The following is a 16,212-nucleotide window of genomic DNA, read 5'->3' as shown; positions in this document are numbered from 1 at the left end:
AATGCGTGCACCGCGCAAGTGCGATCGAGCACGACGGGAGAACTTCGATGGGGCAAATTTCCGGAACGGGCTGGCTGGGCGACGCCGCCTGTTTCAATCACGACACGCTGCTGCTGCAGTCGAACGATCTCGATGAGGTGCGCGCGCGCGTGGCGGATGTGTTCAAGCCGCATCGCCTGACGCTGACGGGCAATTCACACGCGCTGCAAAGCCGCATGCACCATGCGCGCTGGGGCAACCTGTCACTGAATCTGCTCGATTATGGCGGCGAGGTGTCGATCGAACCGGGGCCGCTCGAACATTTCTTTCTGCTGCAGATTCCGCTGCGCGGCGACGCCGAGATCGAATGCGGTGCGACGCGCTTCGTGTCGTCGCCCGATACCGCGTCGCTGCTGTCACCGACGCTGCCGTTGAGGATGCGGTGGGGCGAGGCATGCCCGCAGGCGATCCTGCGCATCGAGCGCGAGGTGATGGAGCGGCATGCGCAGCGGCATTTCGGCGACGACCGGCGTGTGTCGGTGGAATTCGAGCCGGAATTCAGCCTGTCGTCGCAGCAGGGCGCGTGTCTCGCGCAAATGCTGCCGCTGCTTGCCGACGCGATCGCGACGGACGGGCATCCGCTGCGCCATCCGCTCGCGTTCGAGCAGCTCGAATCGACGTTGCTCAATCTGTTGCTGTACGGCCACCCGAACAGCGCACGCAACGGCACACGGCCCGCGCCGGCGCCGCTCGCGCCGTTCTATGTGCGGCGCGTCGAGGACTACATCCGCGCGCATGTCGACGAGCCGCTGACGATCGAACGGCTCGCCGAACTCGCGGGCGTCAGCCCGAGCACGCTGTTCGCCGGATTCCGCAATCGGCATGGCATCACGCCGATGGCATTCGTGCGCCAGTTGCGGCTGCAACATGTGCGCGACGAACTGCTCGACGATGCGTCACCGGGGCTCGCGTCGGTGACGGACATCGCGCTGAAATGGGGCTTCGCGCACCTCGGGCGGTTCGCGATCGACTACAAGCGCGCGTTCGGGGAATCGCCGTCGGCCACGCTGCGGATGCGACGCGTGCGGTGCTGACGGTTGCACCGGCGACGCAGGCGCGCGCTTGAAAGTCTGGCACATGCGTGAAGCGCGAGCTTGACGCATGTCATGAACGCGGACGATGCCACCGCGCCGCGTAGGGGCACGCCCCCGTTTCGGGCGTCACGGGTCTAGGATGAATGACGTCATCCTCGATTGCCGGAGACGCACATGAAAATCAGCGAACCGATGCGAGCCCCGTCGGCACCCGATACGCTGCCGTTGCTGCAGCTCGGCCTGCGGCCCTTCTATCTGACCGGCGCGCTGTTCGCGAGCCTTGCCGTCGCGGTGTGGCTCGCGGCCTGGCACGGCGTGCCCGCCGCCGGGCGCGCGGGCGCGATGACCGGTCTCATGTGGCACGTGCACGAGATGATCTTCGGCTTCGTCGCCGCGATCGTCGTCGGCTTCCTGCTGACCGCCACACGGGCTTGGACGTCGCGCGAAACGCTGCGCGGCCCCGCGCTCGCCGCGCTGTGGCTGCTCTGGCTGGCGGGGCGCGTGCTCGTCTGGTCGGGGCCGGCGACGCTTGCGGCCGTCGTCGATTCGCTGTTCCTGCCGGTGACGGCCGTCGTGCTGTTGCGCGTGCTGATTTCGGCGAAGAACCGGCACAACGTGTTCCTGCCGGTCGCACTGTTGCTGTTCGGCGCGTTGAACGCGCTGTTCCATGCTGCCGTGATGACGGGCCGGGCCGATCTCGCGCTGCGTGCCGCGTACGCGGCGACGGGGCTCGTCGTGTTCTTCGTCGCGGTGATCACCGGCCGCATCGTGCCGATGTTCACGATGAACGCGATTCCCGGGTTCAAGATGCGCCGCTTCAGGATCGTGGACGCGCTCGCGGCCCCCGCCGTCGCGCTGACGCTGTTCGCGGATGCGCTCGGCGCGCCCGATACGCTGCTGATCGTCGCCGCGCTCGCCACTGCCGTGCTGCATGCATGGCGCGTCGCCGGATGGCATTCGTGGCGCGTTGGCAAGCGGCCAATCGTGTGGATCCTGCACGTGTCCTGTCTGTGGATTCCGGTCGGCTTCGTGCTGCTCGCACTATCGTTCGCCGGCGTGGTCGCGCACTCGCTCGCCGTGCATGCGTTGACCGTCGGCGCGATCGGCGGCGCGATCATCGCGATGATCACGCGCACGGCGCTCGGCCACACAGGGCGCATGCTCGTCGCGGGCCCGTGGGAGCAGCTGTGCTACTGGCTGGTGATCGGCGCGGCCGTCGTTCGCGTGTTCGGTCCGCTCGTGCCCGGCGTGCCGTACGCGGTCTGGCTCGATGTGTCGGGTGCGTGCTGGATCGTCGCGTTCGCGGCGTACGCGGTCCACTACGCGCCGTTCCTGATGTCGCCGCGTGCCGACGGCCGCCAGGATTGACACATGCGCGTCGCCGGATTGGCGGCGCGAGCGCGTGTGGCACAGCGGTGGGCCCGCATTGCGCGTTGGGCGGGAGAGGGCGTGACGATGACCGTTGCCGGCCCGATTGCGGAAGGGGGGGGATGCGTCGCGCCGGCAAGCATCGCGGCTTGCCGGCGGCATCGCGCGAGGAGACCGGTTGCGGCAGCCGCGATGGTCTCCTCACGCGTGTTTCAGAAATGCACGACGGTCCGGATGGACTTGCCTTCGTGCATCAGGTCGAACGCTTCGTTGATGCCGGTGAGCGGCTTCGTGTGCGTGACGAACGGTGCGAGCTGGATCGTGCCGGCCATCGCATCCTCGACCATGCCCGGCAGTTCGGAGCGGCCCTTGACGCCGCCGAATGCCGTGCCCAGCCAGCGGCGACCGGTGACGAGCTGGAACGGGCGCGTCGAGATTTCCTGGCCGGCGCCCGCGACGCCGATGACGACGGACTGGCCCCAGCCGCGGTGTGCGCATTCGAGCGCGGCGCGCATCACGTTGACGTTGCCGATGCACTCGAAGCTGTGATCGACGCCCCAGCCGGTCATTTCGACGATCACCTGCTGGATGGGCTTTTCGTGATCCTTAGGGTTGACGCAATCGGTGGCGCCGAACACGCGAGCAAGGTCGAACTTGCCGGGGTTGGTGTCGATCGCGATGATGCGGCCGGCCTTCGCGAGCTTGGCGCCCTGGATCACCGCGAGACCGATGCCGCCGAGGCCGAACACGGCCACGGTATCGCCTTCCTGCACCTTGGCCGTGTTCTTCACCGCGCCGAGGCCGGTCGTGACGCCGCAGCCCAGCAGGCAGACCTGCTCGGGGTTCGCCTGCGGGTTGATCTTCGCGAGCGACACTTCGGCGACGACGGTGTATTCGCTGAACGTCGAGCAGCCCATGTAGTGATAGATCGGCTGGCCGTTGTAGCTGAAACGCGTGGTGCCGTCGGGCATCACGCCCTTGCCCTGCGTGGCGCGCACCGATACGCACAGATTGGTCTTGCCGCTCTTGCAGAACAGGCACTCGCCGCATTCGGCGGTGTACAGCGGAATGACGTGGTCGCCGGGCTTGACGCTCGTCACGCCTTCGCCGACTTCCACCACGATGCCGGCGCCTTCATGGCCGAGCACGGCGGGAAAGATGCCTTCCGGATCGTCGCCCGACAGCGTGAAGGCATCGGTGTGACACACGCCGGTATGGGTGATCTTGATGAGCACTTCGCCCTTGCGGGGCGGTTCGACGTCGATTTCGACGATCTGCAGCGGCTTACCCGCCTCGAACGCAACTGCGGCACGTGATTTCATGGCAATCCTTTAAAAAATCATCGAATGGATCGGTAGGTCGACGATCCCGCATCGGTCAGCGCAAGTAGGACCGAACGAGGGTCACGATATCGTCGATCGACCCGGAAGCGGGGCGCGATGCGTCCGCGAGCTGGGTGAATTCCTCGCGCAAATGGCTTTCGAGCACGCCGGCCATCACGCCGTTGATCGCGCCGCGAATGGCAGCCAGTTGCTGAAGTATCGGACCACAGTCCGCTCCCTCCTCGAGCGCTTGCTCGAGCGCGTTCAGTTGCCCGCGCACGCGGCGCACGCGGGTCAGAACGCGTTTCTTTTCTTCGGGGGAATGCGGCATGGGATCGTGGTTTCCGGATACTGGGGGGCAGTATAGAACATTGCAGCACGGAGGTATACGGGATCATTCCCGGAGGCCGCCCCGGTGGGCGTCGACCGGAAAAGGGGAAGGGTAGTCGGCCGGCACGACGCGTCGTGGTTTCGGCCGCGGCACCGCGCTTTCCGCTGGCGCCCTTTGCCGTCAGATCAACAGCGCAAGCGTGCGGAACAGCGCGAGATCCTCTTTGCGCGCCGAGCGCGCATGCCGCCGGATCGTCTGCAGCAGGCAGTCGATGAAGCAGCGTGCGGCGTCGCTCAGCGTGCTGCTGCGACGCGTGACGATGCCGAGTTCGCTCGGCTCGAAGGTCTCCTTCAGCGACAGCACGCGCATCCGCTCGCCAAACGGCGGCACCGCCGCGAGGATCGTCGGGCACCACGTGCACATGCCGGCCTGTTCGAGCATCGTCTGCAGCATCGCGACCGACTGCGCGCGCACGATGCGCCGTTCGTCGATCTGCGCGCCGTGCCGCGTAAAAAGATGGTCGACGAGTGCGGCCTGGCCGTCGGCGGACGAATTCAGCACCCAGTCGCAATCGAGCAGGTCGTGCACCGACTTCGCGTGTTCGCGCGGATGCCCGGCGCGCACCATCACCGACGTGCCGTAACGCAGCAGCGGCTCGAATGCGAATTCCTGCGCGCCGCTGCCGGGCTGCACGTGGCCGAGCGCGAAATCCATGCTGCCGTCGCGCAGCAGCGGTTGCGCGACGGCCATCAGCGCTTCGTAGAGCTCGAGGCGCACGTCGGGCATCCGCTCGCGAAACTGCAGCACGGTTTCCGCGAGGAATGTCATCGTCAGCCACGGCGTGACGCCGACGCTCAGCCGCCCCTCGACGCGCCCGCGCATTCGTTCGAGATCGCTCTGCGCGTGCTCGAGCTGTTTCAGAACGAGCTTCGCGTGGGTGAGCAAGGTCTTCCCGTACTCGGTGAAGCCGATGCCTTCCGGCGCGCGCACCAGCAACGGCAGGCGCTCGCTGGCCTCCAGCTCGCGCAGCGCGCGCGTGACGGCCGCCTGCGACAGGCCGAGCGTGCGCGCCGCGCCGCGAATGCTCCCGGCCTCCGCGCTCGCGACGAGCGCCTGCAGCTGATGCAGCTTGATCGTGCTCATGGTGTGGGTGGTATTGATGGTGCCGAGGGTGAGATGGATGACAACGAATGGTTGTCATCATAACGAAACTGCGGCTGTTCGCCGGCTTTTTCGCTGCCTACGATCTCGCCACGATCTGCCATTCCGGCGATCGGCAACGGGCACCTGTCGAGGAGTATCGAGGTTGGATCGATCATGCATTCCGCCTGAAATGGCGGCCATCGAGGCCGAGATGATCGCGCTGCGCCACCGGCTGCACGCGCATCCGGAGCTCGGCTTCGAGGAACACGCGACGAGCGAACTCGTCGCCGACTACCTGACAACATGGGGTTATCGGGTCGCGCGCGGCCTCGGCGGCACCGGCGTGGTCGGCACGCTCACGCGCGGCGCCGGGAAGCGGCTCGGGCTGCGCGCGGACATGGATGCGCTGCCGATCCGCGAGACGACCGGGCTGCCGCATGCGAGCCGTCGCGACGGCGTGATGCACGCGTGCGGCCACGACGGCCACACGGCGATGCTGCTCGCGGCGGCGCGCTGCCTGGCCGAGCGCGGGCGCTTCGGCGGCACGCTGAACCTGATTTTCCAGCCGGCCGAGGAAGGGCTCGGCGGCGCGAAGCGGATGCTCGACGACGGGCTGTTCACGCAGTTCCCGTGCGATGCCGTGTTCGCGATGCATAACGTGCCGGGCCTGCCGGCTGGCGTGCTCGGCTTCTGCGACGGCCCGGCGATGGCGTCGGCCGACGAGGTGCGCGTGCGCGTGACCGGGCGCGGCGGCCATGGTGCGGCGCCGCACACGACGATCGATCCGGTGGTCGTGTGCGCGTCGATCGTGATGGCGCTGCAGACGGTCGTGTCGCGCAACGTGAATCCGCAGGAACTGGCGATCGTCACGACCGGCTCGATCCACGCCGGCACCGCATCGAACGTGATTCCGCCCCATGCGGATCTCGAACTGAGCGTGCGTGCGCTGTCGCCGGACGTGCGCGCGCTGCTCGAACGGCGCATCCGCGCGATCGTGCACGGCCAGGCCGACAGCTACGGCGCGACGGCCGAGATCGACTATCGCTATGGTTATCCGGTGCTCGTCAATCACGCGGCGGAAACGGCGTTTGCCCGTGACGTGGCGCGCGCATGGGGCGGCGATGACGCGCTGATTCCGCATTTGCGGCCGATCGCGGCGAGCGAGGATTTCGCGTTCATGCTCGACGCTTGCCCGGGCAGCTACCTGTCGATCGGCAACGGCGACGGCAACGGTGCCGCGGGCTGCGGGCTGCACAGCCCCGGCTACGACTTCAACGACGCGTGCCTCGCGACGGGCGCGAGCTACTGGATCGCGCTCGCGGAGCGCTATCTCGCGTAAGCCGGGCAAACGCATTCGAATCACTTTCAACGACGGAAGAAACAAGGAGACTGGCAATGAAACAGTGGATGGCGGCGCTCGCGGTGGCGCTCACGGCAATGGCGGCGGCAGGCGTCGCGCATGCCGGCGACTGGACGGGCAAAGAGATCCGGCTCGCGGTCGATCCCACGTATCCGCCGCTCGAATACAAGCAGCCGGACGGCTCGCTGAGCGGCTTCGGGGTCGACATCACGAACGCGTTGTGCGCGGAGCTGCATGCGCGCTGCGTATGGGTCGAATCGAGTTTCGACGGGATGATTCCCGGGCTGCTCGCGCGCAAGTTCGACGTGATCGCGTCGTCGATGACGATCACGCCGAAGCGGATGCAGCAGATCGCGTTCACGAACCGGATCTCGAATGCGCCGGCGCGGCTGATCGCGCGCAAGGGTTCGCCGCTGCTGCCGACGGCCGCGTCGCTGAAGGGCAAGCGGGTCGGCGTCGAGCAGGGCTCCGCGCAGGCCGACTATGCGATCGCGAACTGGCAGCCGGCCGGCGTACAGATCGAGTCATACCAGAACCAGGACCAGGTCTATGCCGATCTCGTGACGGGGCGGCTCGACGCGGCGTTCCAGGCATCGATCGCGGCCAGCGACGGCTTCCTGAAGAAGCCGCAGGGCAAGGACTTCATGTTCGTCGGCGCGGCGATCGACGACGCGAAGTATTTCGGGCAGGGTGACGGCCTCGGGCTGCGCAAGCAGGACACCGACCTGCGCGACGCGTTCAACCGCGCGCTGGCGACGATCCTCGCGAACGGCACGTATCAGCGAATCAACCGCAAATACTTCGACTTCGACATCTACGGCGCGAAATAAGCGGCACGACAGCGCATCGGGTGGTAGCGCTCAATATATCAATAAGGAAAACGAATGAACTGGAGATTGTTTTTCGTCGCGATGCCGGCACTCTGTGCGGCACCGGCCTTCGCGCAAGGCAGCGTCACGCTATACGGGCTGGTCGATGCGGGCATCGACTATACGAACAACGTCGGCGGCCACGGCGCGTGGCAGATGGCGAGCGGTTTCGCGCAGGGCAGCCGCTGGGGGCTGAAGGGCGCCGAGGATCTCGGCGGCGGCTACAGCGCGCTGTTCCAGATCGAGAACGGCTTCAACGTGAACAGCGGCACGCTCGCGCAGGGCGGCCGCCTATTCGGGCGGCAGGCTTATGTCGGGCTCGGCAGCGCGCGCTTCGGCACGCTGACGCTCGGCCGGCAATATGACTCGGTCGTCGACTATCTCGCGCCGACGACCGCGAACGGCAGCTGGGGCGTCTATCCGTTCTCGCATCCGCTCGACAACGACAACACCGGCAACACGTTCCGCGTGAACAATACGGTCAAGTACGCGAGCCCGGATTTCGCCGGCTTCTCGTTCGGCGGCACATATAGCTTCAGCAACGACACCGGGTTCGCGAACGACCGGCAGTGGAGCGTCGGCGCGCAGTACGAGCAGGGCGGCTTGCTCGTCGGCGCGGCGTTCCTGAATGCGGACAACCCGGGCGCGACCGCCGGTGGCGCGATCGCGGGGGCGGGGTCGGTGGGCGCGGATGCGAACTTCGCGTCGGCGCGGCTGCGGATCTTCGGGGCCGGCATCAACTACACGGCCGGGCCCGCGACGGTCGGGTTTGCCTACACGAACAGCAACGTCACGCGGCCGACCGCGAACGTCGGCTACCTGTTCGGCGACGAGACGATCGAACCCGTCACGGGGCCGCTCGCGGGCGGCACGGTCACCGCGATCAAGTACCAGAACTTCGAAGTGAACGGCAAGTATCAGTTCACGCCGGCGTTCTTCGTGGGCGCGCAGTATGTGTATACGACCGTGCGCTACGACGCGACCACGGGCAGCGCGAAACCGAAGATCCATTCGATCGGGCTGATGGCCGACTACAACCTGTCGAAGCGCACCGACGTCTACCTGATGGGTGCGTACCAGCGGATTGCGGGCGATGCGACCGGCTCGTCGCTCGACCAGGCGTATGTTCCGGGGGCGGCAGACCTGTCGTCGACGTCGAAGCAGTTGATGGTGCATGTGGGGATCCGTCACAAGTTCTGAGTGCGCCGGGAGACCGGCAAGGAGCAGGTGGTGCAAGTCCACTACGATGAAGGCGTAGCGAGCCACATCGACCCCGAGCCGTGCGTCGGCTGCCGTGAGGCGACCGGCGAAGCGTCGGTAGGGGAACGTGCGGGCCAGCCATTGAGCCGCGATAGTTGTGTAATTCCGGGTGCCGACGCGGTTCAGAACGCGGAAGGCAACATGAAGGGGCGCGCAAGCGCGAGCGCCTCGACGACCCGGCGTGGTCGAAGACCCTGGCACGCACGGACGCTCTTTGCGCGGGAACCGGGAGATCTCTCGTCTGGCCAGTCGCAACCCGGGCTGGTCCGTGTCGGGAAGGTGAGGAGCCGTAGCCGATGATGAACGGACGGGAGAAGTCAGACTCCGCCATAGTAGCGTCGAAGCCTGCGAACAAGGTCGGGCAACCGGCTGCGGAGTGGGTGGAGCCAAGGGCGGGGACCAAGAGGAACACGGGGCAGTTCAGCACGTGCCGGGCGCAGAACCGGGCAAGCGTGTCACAGGGGCTGGACCGTGTACGGCAGGCTGCAAGGCAGCGGAAGAAGGAACGGTTCACCGCGCTGCTGCACCACGTCACGATCGATCGTCTCAGGGCGTCGTTCTTTGCGCTCAAACGCAAGGCGGCCCCTGGGGTGGACGGTTTGACGTGGCGGTACTACGAGGCAGGACTGGAAGACCATCTCCAGCGCCTGCACGCGCAAGTACACAGCGGAGCGTATCGGGCACTGCCCGTTCGGCGGCAGTACATACCCAAGCCGGATGGCAAGCATCGCCCGCTGGGGATTGCCGCGCTGGAGGACAAGATCGTCCAGCGCGCGGTGGTTGAAGTACTGAATGCGATCTACGAGGGGGACTTCCTCGGATTCTCGTACGGGTTCCGGCCCGGACGTAGTCAGCACGATGCGTTGGACGCGTTGGCGACAGCGATCACCCGCACCCCGGTGAACTGGATTCTGGACGCCGATCTCAAGAGCTTCTTTGATTCGGTCAGTCAGGAATGGCTGGTGCGATTCATTGAGCACCGGATCGGTGATCAACGCATCATCCGTCTTGTGCGCAAGTGGCTCAAGGCCGGCGTGCTGGAAGACGGAGAGCTAAGCGTAAGTGAGACAGGTACCCCGCAGGGATCAGTGGCCTCGCCACTGTTCGCGAACGTGTACCTGCACTACGTCTTCGATCTCTGGGCCAATCGTTGGCGACGGCGGGAAGCCAAGGGCAACGTCATCATCCTGCGATACGCGGATGATGTCGTGGTCGGCTTCGAGCACGAAGCTGACGCGCGGCGCTTCTGGGATGCGATGCGTTCGAGGCTGGAGGAGTTCATGCTTGCGCTTCACCCGGAGAAGACGAGGCTGCTGGAGTTTGGTCGCTATGCGGCGGCCAATCGCCGGAGCCGCGGTCTTGGCCGGCCGGAGACCTTCGCCTTTCTGGGCTTTATCTTTATCTGCGGCAAATCGCGAAGGGGTAGCTTCCAGCTTCAGAGGAAGACCCGGGGCGATCGCATGCGGGCGAAGCTCAGGGGGATCAAGGAGGAACTACGGCGGCGTATGCACGAACCGATTCCCATACAAGGGAAATGGCTCGGGCAAGTGGTTCGCGGTTACTTCGCGTACCACGCGGTACCGACGAATTCGCGCGCACTTGGCGCGTTCCGTTACCACGTCGTGGATCTCTGGCGGCGTGCGCTTCGGCGCCGCAGCCAGAAGGATCACATGACGTGGACGCGGGTCGAGCGGATCGCGGATGCCTGGCTCCCACAACCTCGAATCCTTCACCCGTGGCCAGACCGGCGGTTCGCCGTCAAACACTCAAGGTAGGAGCCCGGTGCCCGAATTGGGCACGCCGGGATCTGTGCGGGGGGTGTCTAGCAATGGGCATTCCTACCGCGATCGGAGTCGGGGCGGGAAGGGCATCGACGTCATCCTCCAGCGCTGGCCTCGGTCGATCTCGGGATCGCAGGCTGCGGTGATTCAAGCGATCACATTTCGGCCTCGATGCGAGGCCGAATCGTGCATCGCCCATCGCGCCCATCGCGCCCATCGCGCGCAGGGCGCGCAGGGCGGCGCATACGCAAGGACCACGTGCGCCGCCTGCCATCCGGCAACGGGTGAGCCGCGCGTGATCGGCGGCCGCCCGACGTGCCCGCTACCCGCGAACGCCGACCCGATATCGCGTCGTCTGGCGATAGGTGTCGCCCGGGCCGACGATCGTTTCATCGCGCAACGCATCCATGTTGACCTGGTCCGGAAAGAACCCGGCTTCGACGCACAGCGCCGCATGCTGCACGCACGACACACCGCCGCTTGCGCGCACACCGTCCAGATAGTTGCCCGTGTAGAGCTGCAGCCCGCGCTGATCCGTCGATACCGCGAGCTCTCGACCGCTTTCCGGATCGTAGATCGATGCAACGGGCCGCACGCCGTGCCCGGGGTCGCGCAGCACATAGCAGTGATCGAAGCCGCGTGCGCGCGCGAGCTGCGCATGCGGCCAGGCGAGGCGGGCGCCGAGCGGCGCGCTCTGCCGGAAATCGAACGCGGTGCCCGTCACGTCGGCCGTGCCGGTCGGGATCAGCGCATCGTCCACTTCGACGAACGCATCGGCGTCGATCTGCAGCAGATGGCCGCGCACGTCGCTGCCCGCGCGTCCGCTCAGGTTGAAGTAGCTGTGATTCGTCAGGTTCAGCGGCGTCGGGGCATCGGTCCGTCCCGCATAGTCGATCGTCAGCGTGCCGTCGTCGTCGAGCGTGTAGCGCACCTGCACGCTCACGTTGCCGGGGAACCCGGCATCGCCTTCCGGCGAATCGAGCCGCAGCGTCAGCCCGTCGCGATCGTCGATCACGTCCCAGCGCGCGCGGTGAAAGCCGCTCGCGCCGCCGTGCAGCAGGTTGCCGTTCTCGTTGCGATCGAGCGTGTAGTCGACGCCGTCGAGCGTGAAGCGGGCGCCCGCGATCCGGTTCGCCCAGCGGCCGACCGTCGCGCCGAGGTACGCACCCGATTCGACGTAGTCGGCGGGCGTGTCGTGGGCCAGCACGATATCGGCGAAGCGCCCGGTGCGGTCGGGCGCGAGCCACGACACGACGGTCGCGCCGAGATCGCTGACGACGACGCGCATCCCGTGCGCGTTGCGCAGCGTATAGCGCCGCACCGGATCGCCGCCGGGCAGCGTGCCCCACGGCTCGGACGGAATGCGGCCGACGTCGGCTGCCGGGCGGGAAGAGTCGGTATCGATATGCATGAGTGGGTTCGCTCGTGGGCGGTGAATTCAGTGGGCAGGCGCGGTGCGTTCCTGGTATTCGCGCGGGGTGCAGCCGAGTTCGCGGCGAAACACCGCATACATGTACTGCAGCGACGTGAAGCCGCAGCGGATCGCGACTTCCGCGCTCGACGCATTGCGGCTCGCGAGCAGCGCCTGGGCGGCCTCGAGCTTGTGACGCAGGATTTCCTGGTGCACGGTGCGCTGCAGTTCGCGCCGAAAGTGTTCTTCGAGCAGCGAGCGCGACACACCGACATAGTCGGCGACCTGTTCGGTCTTGATTCCCTGGCACGCGTACTGGCGGATGAAATGCCGTGCGCGCATCACGTGCGGGCTCGCGAGCGGCTGGTGGCGCGTCGACTCGAGCACGTTGATGCCGACCGGCGGCACGAGGATGCGCTGCCCGGGAAAACGCGCGCCGCGCAGCATCCGGTGCAGCAGGTGCGCGGCGGTGCGGCCCATTTCCTCGGTGCCCTGGATGACCGACGACAATGGAATGCGTGTGAGCGTGCGCGTGAGCGGATCGTTGTCGATGCCGATGATCGCAACCTGTTCCGGCACCGCGATGCCGGCGATCAGGCACGCCTGCAGCAAGTGCCGCGCGCGCGCATCGGTGACCGCGATCACGCCGACCGGCTTCGGCAGCGCATGCAGCCAGCCGATCAGTTGCTCGATCGCGTGGTTCCAGCCCGACGCGCTCGTCGACAGTCCGCGGTAGATCGGCGCATCGAGCCCGTCCGCGCGCGCGAGCCGGTCGAACGCGAGCTCGCGCTGCTGTGCCCAGCGGTTCTCCTGCGCGACCGGCAGGCTGTACATCGCGAAGTGCGCGAGCCCCGCGCCGATCAGATGCGTATGGGCGAGCGACACGAGCTTCGGGTTGTCGGTCGCAATATATGGGACGCCGTCAGGATAGTGCGCCGGATCCTCGTATGACGAACCGACCGCGACGATCGGCAACGGCGAACCGGCGAGCGCGTCGGCGACGGCCGGATCGTCGAAGTCCGCGATGATGCCGTCGCCGTCGAAACGCTCGATGCCGGCGAGCCGGCAGCGGAAATCGTCTTCGAGGAACAGGTCCCACACGACGCGCGTCGTGTGCAGGTACTGGCCGATGCCGCTGATGATCTCGCGGTCGTAGACCTTGTTCGCGTTGAACAGCAGTGCGATGCGGTGCGGTGTCTGGGCGGAAGGGGCGCGGGTCATCTCGGTCTCGGGGCGAGCGCCGCCAGGGCGCCGTGCCATTGTCTCCGGGCGCGCGCTCGAGGCGGCGGCGCGCGATGTCTGGTGTCCGGCGATTGTAGGACGGAACGCGCACCGCGCGAGCGCGGCTGGCAAGAAACATTAAGCGCGCTGCGCAATTTCGCAATTGCCGGCCGGCAGGCGCGCGGGCACGATCCAGTCAACCGAATTCGGCCGCGTGCGTCGTCGCGACGCGCGTTGCGCTGCAACAAGACCCCGCACGGAGACGCCATGTCGTATTTCGAACACATTCCCGCGATTCGCTACGAAGGTCCGCAGTCGGACAACCCGCTGGCTTACCACTATTACAACCCCGAGAAGCGCGTGCTCGGCAAGACGCTCGCCGAGCATCTGCGGATCGCCGTCTGCTATTGGCACACGTTCGTGTGGCCGGGGCACGACATCTTCGGGCAGGGCGCGTTCCGGCGGCCGTGGCAGCAACCGGGCGATGCGCTCGAGCGCGCGCGGATGAAGGCCGATGCGGCATTCGAATTCTTCACGAAGCTCGGCACGCCGTTCTATACGTTTCATGACACCGACGTCGCGCCGGAGGGCGACAGCCTGCGCGAGTACGCGGCCAATTTCGCACGGATGGTCGACTATCTCGGCGAGCGCCAGCAGGCGAGCGGCGTGCGGCTGCTGTGGGGCACCGCGAACCTGTTCTCGCATCCGCGCTTCGCGGCGGGTGCCGCGACGAACCCGAACCCCGACGTGTTCGCGTGGGCCGCGACCCAGGTATGTCATGCGCTCGACGCGACGCATCGGCTCGGCGGCGAGAACTACGTGCTGTGGGGCGGCCGCGAAGGGTACGAGACGCTGCTCAATACCGACCTGAAGCGCGAGCGCGATCAGTTCGCGCGCTTCCTGTCGATGGTCGTCGAGCACAAGCACCGGATCGGCTTCAACGGCGCGCTGCTGATCGAGCCGAAGCCGCAGGAGCCGACCAAGCACCAATACGACTACGACGTGGCGACAGTGCACGGCTTTCTCGTGCAGTACGGACTGCAGAACGAGATCCGCGTGAACATCGAGGCAAACCATGCGACGCTCGCCGGGCACTCGTTCCATCACGAGATCGCGAACGCGTTCGCGCTCGGCGTGTTCGGCAGCGTCGACGCGAACCGCGGCGACCCGCAGAACGGTTGGGACACCGACCAGTTCCCGAACAGCGTGGAGGAGCTGACGCTCGCGTTCTACGAGATCCTGCGCCACGGCGGCTTCACGACCGGCGGGATGAACTTCGACGCGAAGGTGCGGCGCCAGAGCGTCGATCCGGAAGACCTGTTCTACGGCCACGTGGGCGCGATCGACGTGCTCGCGCTCGCGCTCGAGCGCGCGGCGGTGCTGGTCGAGAACGACCGGCTCGATGCGCTGCGCCGGCAGCGCTACGCGCAGTGGGACGAGGCGTTCGGCCGCAAGATCCTGTCGGGCGGCTATACGCTGCAGTCGCTGGCCGACGATGCGCTCGCGCGCGGCGTGGATCCGCGGCATGCGAGCGGCGCCCAGGAGCGGTTCGAGAACATCGTGAACCAGGCGATCTACGGGCTGCGCTGACGCCATGTATATCGGACTCGATCTCGGCACGTCGGGCGTGAAGGCGGTGCTGCTCGACCGTGACGGCGCGGTGCGGGCGAGCGCGAGCCGCCCGCTGACGGTGAGCCGGCCGCGGCCGCGCTGGTCGGAACAGGCGCCGCGCGACTGGTGGGATGCCGCATGCGGGGCGCTCGCCGCGCTCGTCGATGAAGCCCGTGCGGCCGGCATCGATCCGCACGACATCGACGCGCTGGGGCTGACCGGGCAGATGCATGGCGCCACGCTCATCGACGCGCATGGCGACGTGCTGCGCCCGGCGATTCTGTGGAACGACGGCCGGGCGGATGCGGAGTGCGCGGAACTCGAGCGGCTCGTGCCCGCGTTGCGCACGGTGGCCGGCAACGTCGCGATGCCCGGCTTCACCGCGCCGAAGCTTCTGTGGGTGCGTCGTCACGAGCCCGACGTGTTCGCGCGGATCGCGTACGTGCTGCTGCCGAAGGACTATTTGCGCTACCGGCTGACCGGTGCGTTCGCAACCGATCCGTCGGATGCCGCCGGCACGCTGTGGCTCGACGTCGCGAAGCGCGACTACGACGACACGCTGCTCGCCGCGTGCGGGCTGTCGCGTGCACAGATGCCGACCGTGTTCGAGGGTAACGGCGTGACCGGCACGCTGCTGCCTGAGGTCGCGCGCACACTCGGGCTGCGCGAGATTCCGGTGGTGGCCGGCGGCGGCGACAACGCGGCCGGCGCGGTGGGCGTCGGCATCGTGAAGCCGGGCGATGCGCTGCTGTCGCTCGGCACGTCGGGTGTGTATTTCGCGGTGTCGGACGGATTTCGCGCGAACCCCGAATCCGCGGTGCACAGCTTCTGCCACGCGCTGCCGGACACGTGGCACCTGATGTCGGTGATGCTGAACGCGGCCGGCTGCATCGACTTCACCGCACAACTGACCGGTTACGACGGCGTCGCGGCGCTGCTCGCCGATGCCGAGGCGAACGCACGCGCGAGCCGCCCGTGGTTTCTGCCGTACCTGAGCGGCGAGCGCACGCCGCACAACGACGTGAATGCGAAGGGCGTGTTCTACGGGCTCACGCCCGACACGCAGCGCGCGGATCTGGCGAACGCGACGCTCGAAGGCGTCGGCTTCGCGCTGCTCGACGGGATCGATGCGCTGCATGCGGCCGGGCTGGCGCCCGACAGCATCACGGTGATCGGCGGCGGGTCGCGCAGCGCGTACTGGACGCAGATGCTCGCCGACCTGAGCGGCCGCGCGCTGACGCTGCGCGCGGGCGGCGAGGTCGGTCCGGCGCTCGGTGCCGCGCGGCTCGCGCATCTCGCGCTCGAACCGGATGCGTCGCTCGACGACGTATGCCCGCAGCCGCCGATCGTCGCGGTGCGCGAGCCCGACCCTGCACGGCACGCGTGGTATCGCGACACGCGGCGTCCGACGTTTCGCGCGCTGTACCGCGCGCTCGAACCGGTATTTGCAACGCTCGCTTGA

At 67.2% G+C, this 16,212-nt stretch carries 13 protein-coding genes; 8 read left to right on the top strand and 5 right to left on the bottom strand.

The features are described 5' to 3' along the window. Positions 1–47 precede the first annotated feature (47 nt). Both DIE15_RS30060 and DIE15_RS30055 read left to right on the top strand, forming a co-directional pair. The gene (locus DIE15_RS30060; protein ID WP_057927379.1) at positions 48–1,073 is read left to right on the top strand and encodes an AraC family transcriptional regulator; all 1,026 of its coding nucleotides are present in this window, start codon (positions 48–50) and stop codon (positions 1,071–1,073) included. A 174-nt stretch (positions 1,074–1,247) separates the two neighbouring features. After that, positions 1,248–2,441: an NnrS family protein gene (locus DIE15_RS30055; RefSeq protein ID WP_057927378.1), complete on the top strand. Its 1,194-nt coding sequence runs from the start codon at positions 1,248–1,250 to the stop codon at positions 2,439–2,441. A 212-nt stretch (positions 2,442–2,653) separates the two neighbouring features. On the opposite strand, the gene DIE15_RS30050 is transcribed toward DIE15_RS30055, so the two are convergent. The 3 genes from DIE15_RS30050 to DIE15_RS30040 all read right to left on the bottom strand — a co-directional run bounded on the left by DIE15_RS30050 (position 2,654) and on the right by DIE15_RS30040 (position 5,237). After that, entirely contained in the window at positions 2,654–3,763 is a 1,110-nt protein-coding gene (locus DIE15_RS30050; protein WP_057927377.1) for an S-(hydroxymethyl)glutathione dehydrogenase/class III alcohol dehydrogenase, read from the bottom strand. A gap of 55 nt (positions 3,764–3,818) precedes the next feature. Continuing rightward, positions 3,819–4,094 carry a formaldehyde-responsive transcriptional repressor FrmR gene (gene frmR, locus DIE15_RS30045; protein ID WP_059599650.1) on the bottom strand — a complete coding sequence of 92 codons (276 nt, stop codon included), beginning with the start codon at positions 4,092–4,094 and terminating at the stop codon, positions 3,819–3,821. A 180-nt stretch (positions 4,095–4,274) separates the two neighbouring features. Continuing rightward, a complete protein-coding gene (locus DIE15_RS30040; protein WP_124835051.1) occupies positions 4,275–5,237 on the bottom strand; it encodes a LysR substrate-binding domain-containing protein in 963 nt (320 codons plus the stop codon). 211 nt (positions 5,238–5,448) lie between these two features. Between DIE15_RS30040 and DIE15_RS30035 the strand changes: the two genes are divergently transcribed. The 4 genes from DIE15_RS30035 to ltrA all read left to right on the top strand — a co-directional run bounded on the left by DIE15_RS30035 (position 5,449) and on the right by ltrA (position 10,501). After that, positions 5,449–6,576 (top strand): M20 aminoacylase family protein, encoded by a 1,128-nt coding sequence (locus tag DIE15_RS30035; RefSeq protein WP_409364320.1) that lies wholly within the window; start codon positions 5,449–5,451, stop codon positions 6,574–6,576. A gap of 56 nt (positions 6,577–6,632) precedes the next feature. After that, entirely contained in the window at positions 6,633–7,427 is a 795-nt protein-coding gene (locus tag DIE15_RS30030) for an ABC transporter substrate-binding protein (RefSeq protein ID WP_124835049.1), read from the top strand. Positions 7,428–7,481: 54 nt separating this feature from the next. Beyond that, positions 7,482–8,666: a porin gene (locus DIE15_RS30025; protein WP_124835048.1), complete on the top strand. Its 1,185-nt coding sequence runs from the start codon at positions 7,482–7,484 to the stop codon at positions 8,664–8,666. A 359-nt stretch (positions 8,667–9,025) separates the two neighbouring features. Continuing rightward, entirely contained in the window at positions 9,026–10,501 is a 1,476-nt protein-coding gene (gene ltrA / locus DIE15_RS30020; protein ID WP_409364319.1) for a group II intron reverse transcriptase/maturase, read from the top strand. A gap of 328 nt (positions 10,502–10,829) precedes the next feature. Here ltrA and DIE15_RS30015 read toward each other — a convergent pair whose 3' ends face one another. Beyond that, positions 10,830–11,918 (bottom strand): aldose epimerase family protein, encoded by a 1,089-nt coding sequence (locus DIE15_RS30015; RefSeq protein WP_124835046.1) that lies wholly within the window; start codon positions 11,916–11,918, stop codon positions 10,830–10,832. A gap of 27 nt (positions 11,919–11,945) precedes the next feature. Continuing rightward, a complete protein-coding gene (locus DIE15_RS30010; protein WP_057927372.1) occupies positions 11,946–13,139 on the bottom strand; it encodes a DNA-binding transcriptional regulator in 1,194 nt (397 codons plus the stop codon). A gap of 267 nt (positions 13,140–13,406) precedes the next feature. Between DIE15_RS30010 and xylA the strand changes: the two genes are divergently transcribed. Then, positions 13,407–14,729, top strand: coding sequence for a xylose isomerase (xylA, locus tag DIE15_RS30000; RefSeq protein ID WP_124835045.1), 1,323 nt, complete (start codon positions 13,407–13,409; stop codon positions 14,727–14,729). A gap of 4 nt (positions 14,730–14,733) precedes the next feature. After that, positions 14,734–16,212 (top strand): xylulokinase, encoded by a 1,479-nt coding sequence (gene xylB / locus DIE15_RS29995; RefSeq protein WP_057927370.1) that lies wholly within the window; start codon positions 14,734–14,736, stop codon positions 16,210–16,212.

Origin of the sequence: Burkholderia sp. Bp9031, from assembly GCF_003857965.1 — a bacterium.
Lineage (GTDB): Bacteria > Pseudomonadota > Gammaproteobacteria > Burkholderiales > Burkholderiaceae > Burkholderia > Burkholderia ambifaria_A.
This window is presented reverse-complemented; position numbering and strand designations above follow the sequence as displayed.

Bases quoted from the DNA above. Each gene is read 5' to 3' on its own strand.
- DIE15_RS30015 (WP_124835046.1), bottom strand. From the start codon at position 11,918: ATGCATATCGATACCGACTCTTCCCGCCCGGCAGCCGACGTCGGCCGC.
- xylA (WP_124835045.1), top strand. From the start codon at position 13,407: ATGTCGTATTTCGAACACATTCCCGCGATTCGCTACGAAGGTCCGCAG.
- DIE15_RS30030 (WP_124835049.1), top strand. From the start codon at position 6,633: ATGAAACAGTGGATGGCGGCGCTCGCGGTGGCGCTCACGGCAATGGCG.
- xylB (WP_057927370.1), top strand. From the start codon at position 14,734: ATGTATATCGGACTCGATCTCGGCACGTCGGGCGTGAAGGCGGTGCTG.
- DIE15_RS30035 (WP_409364320.1), top strand. From the start codon at position 5,449: ATGATCGCGCTGCGCCACCGGCTGCACGCGCATCCGGAGCTCGGCTTC.
- ltrA (WP_409364319.1), top strand. From the start codon at position 9,026: ATGAACGGACGGGAGAAGTCAGACTCCGCCATAGTAGCGTCGAAGCCT.
- DIE15_RS30060 (WP_057927379.1), top strand. From the start codon at position 48: ATGGGGCAAATTTCCGGAACGGGCTGGCTGGGCGACGCCGCCTGTTTC.
- DIE15_RS30050 (WP_057927377.1), bottom strand. From the start codon at position 3,763: ATGAAATCACGTGCCGCAGTTGCGTTCGAGGCGGGTAAGCCGCTGCAG.
- frmR (WP_059599650.1), bottom strand. From the start codon at position 4,094: ATGCCGCATTCCCCCGAAGAAAAGAAACGCGTTCTGACCCGCGTGCGC.
- DIE15_RS30040 (WP_124835051.1), bottom strand. From the start codon at position 5,237: ATGAGCACGATCAAGCTGCATCAGCTGCAGGCGCTCGTCGCGAGCGCG.
- DIE15_RS30055 (WP_057927378.1), top strand. From the start codon at position 1,248: ATGAAAATCAGCGAACCGATGCGAGCCCCGTCGGCACCCGATACGCTG.
- DIE15_RS30025 (WP_124835048.1), top strand. From the start codon at position 7,482: ATGAACTGGAGATTGTTTTTCGTCGCGATGCCGGCACTCTGTGCGGCA.
- DIE15_RS30010 (WP_057927372.1), bottom strand. From the start codon at position 13,139: ATGACCCGCGCCCCTTCCGCCCAGACACCGCACCGCATCGCACTGCTG.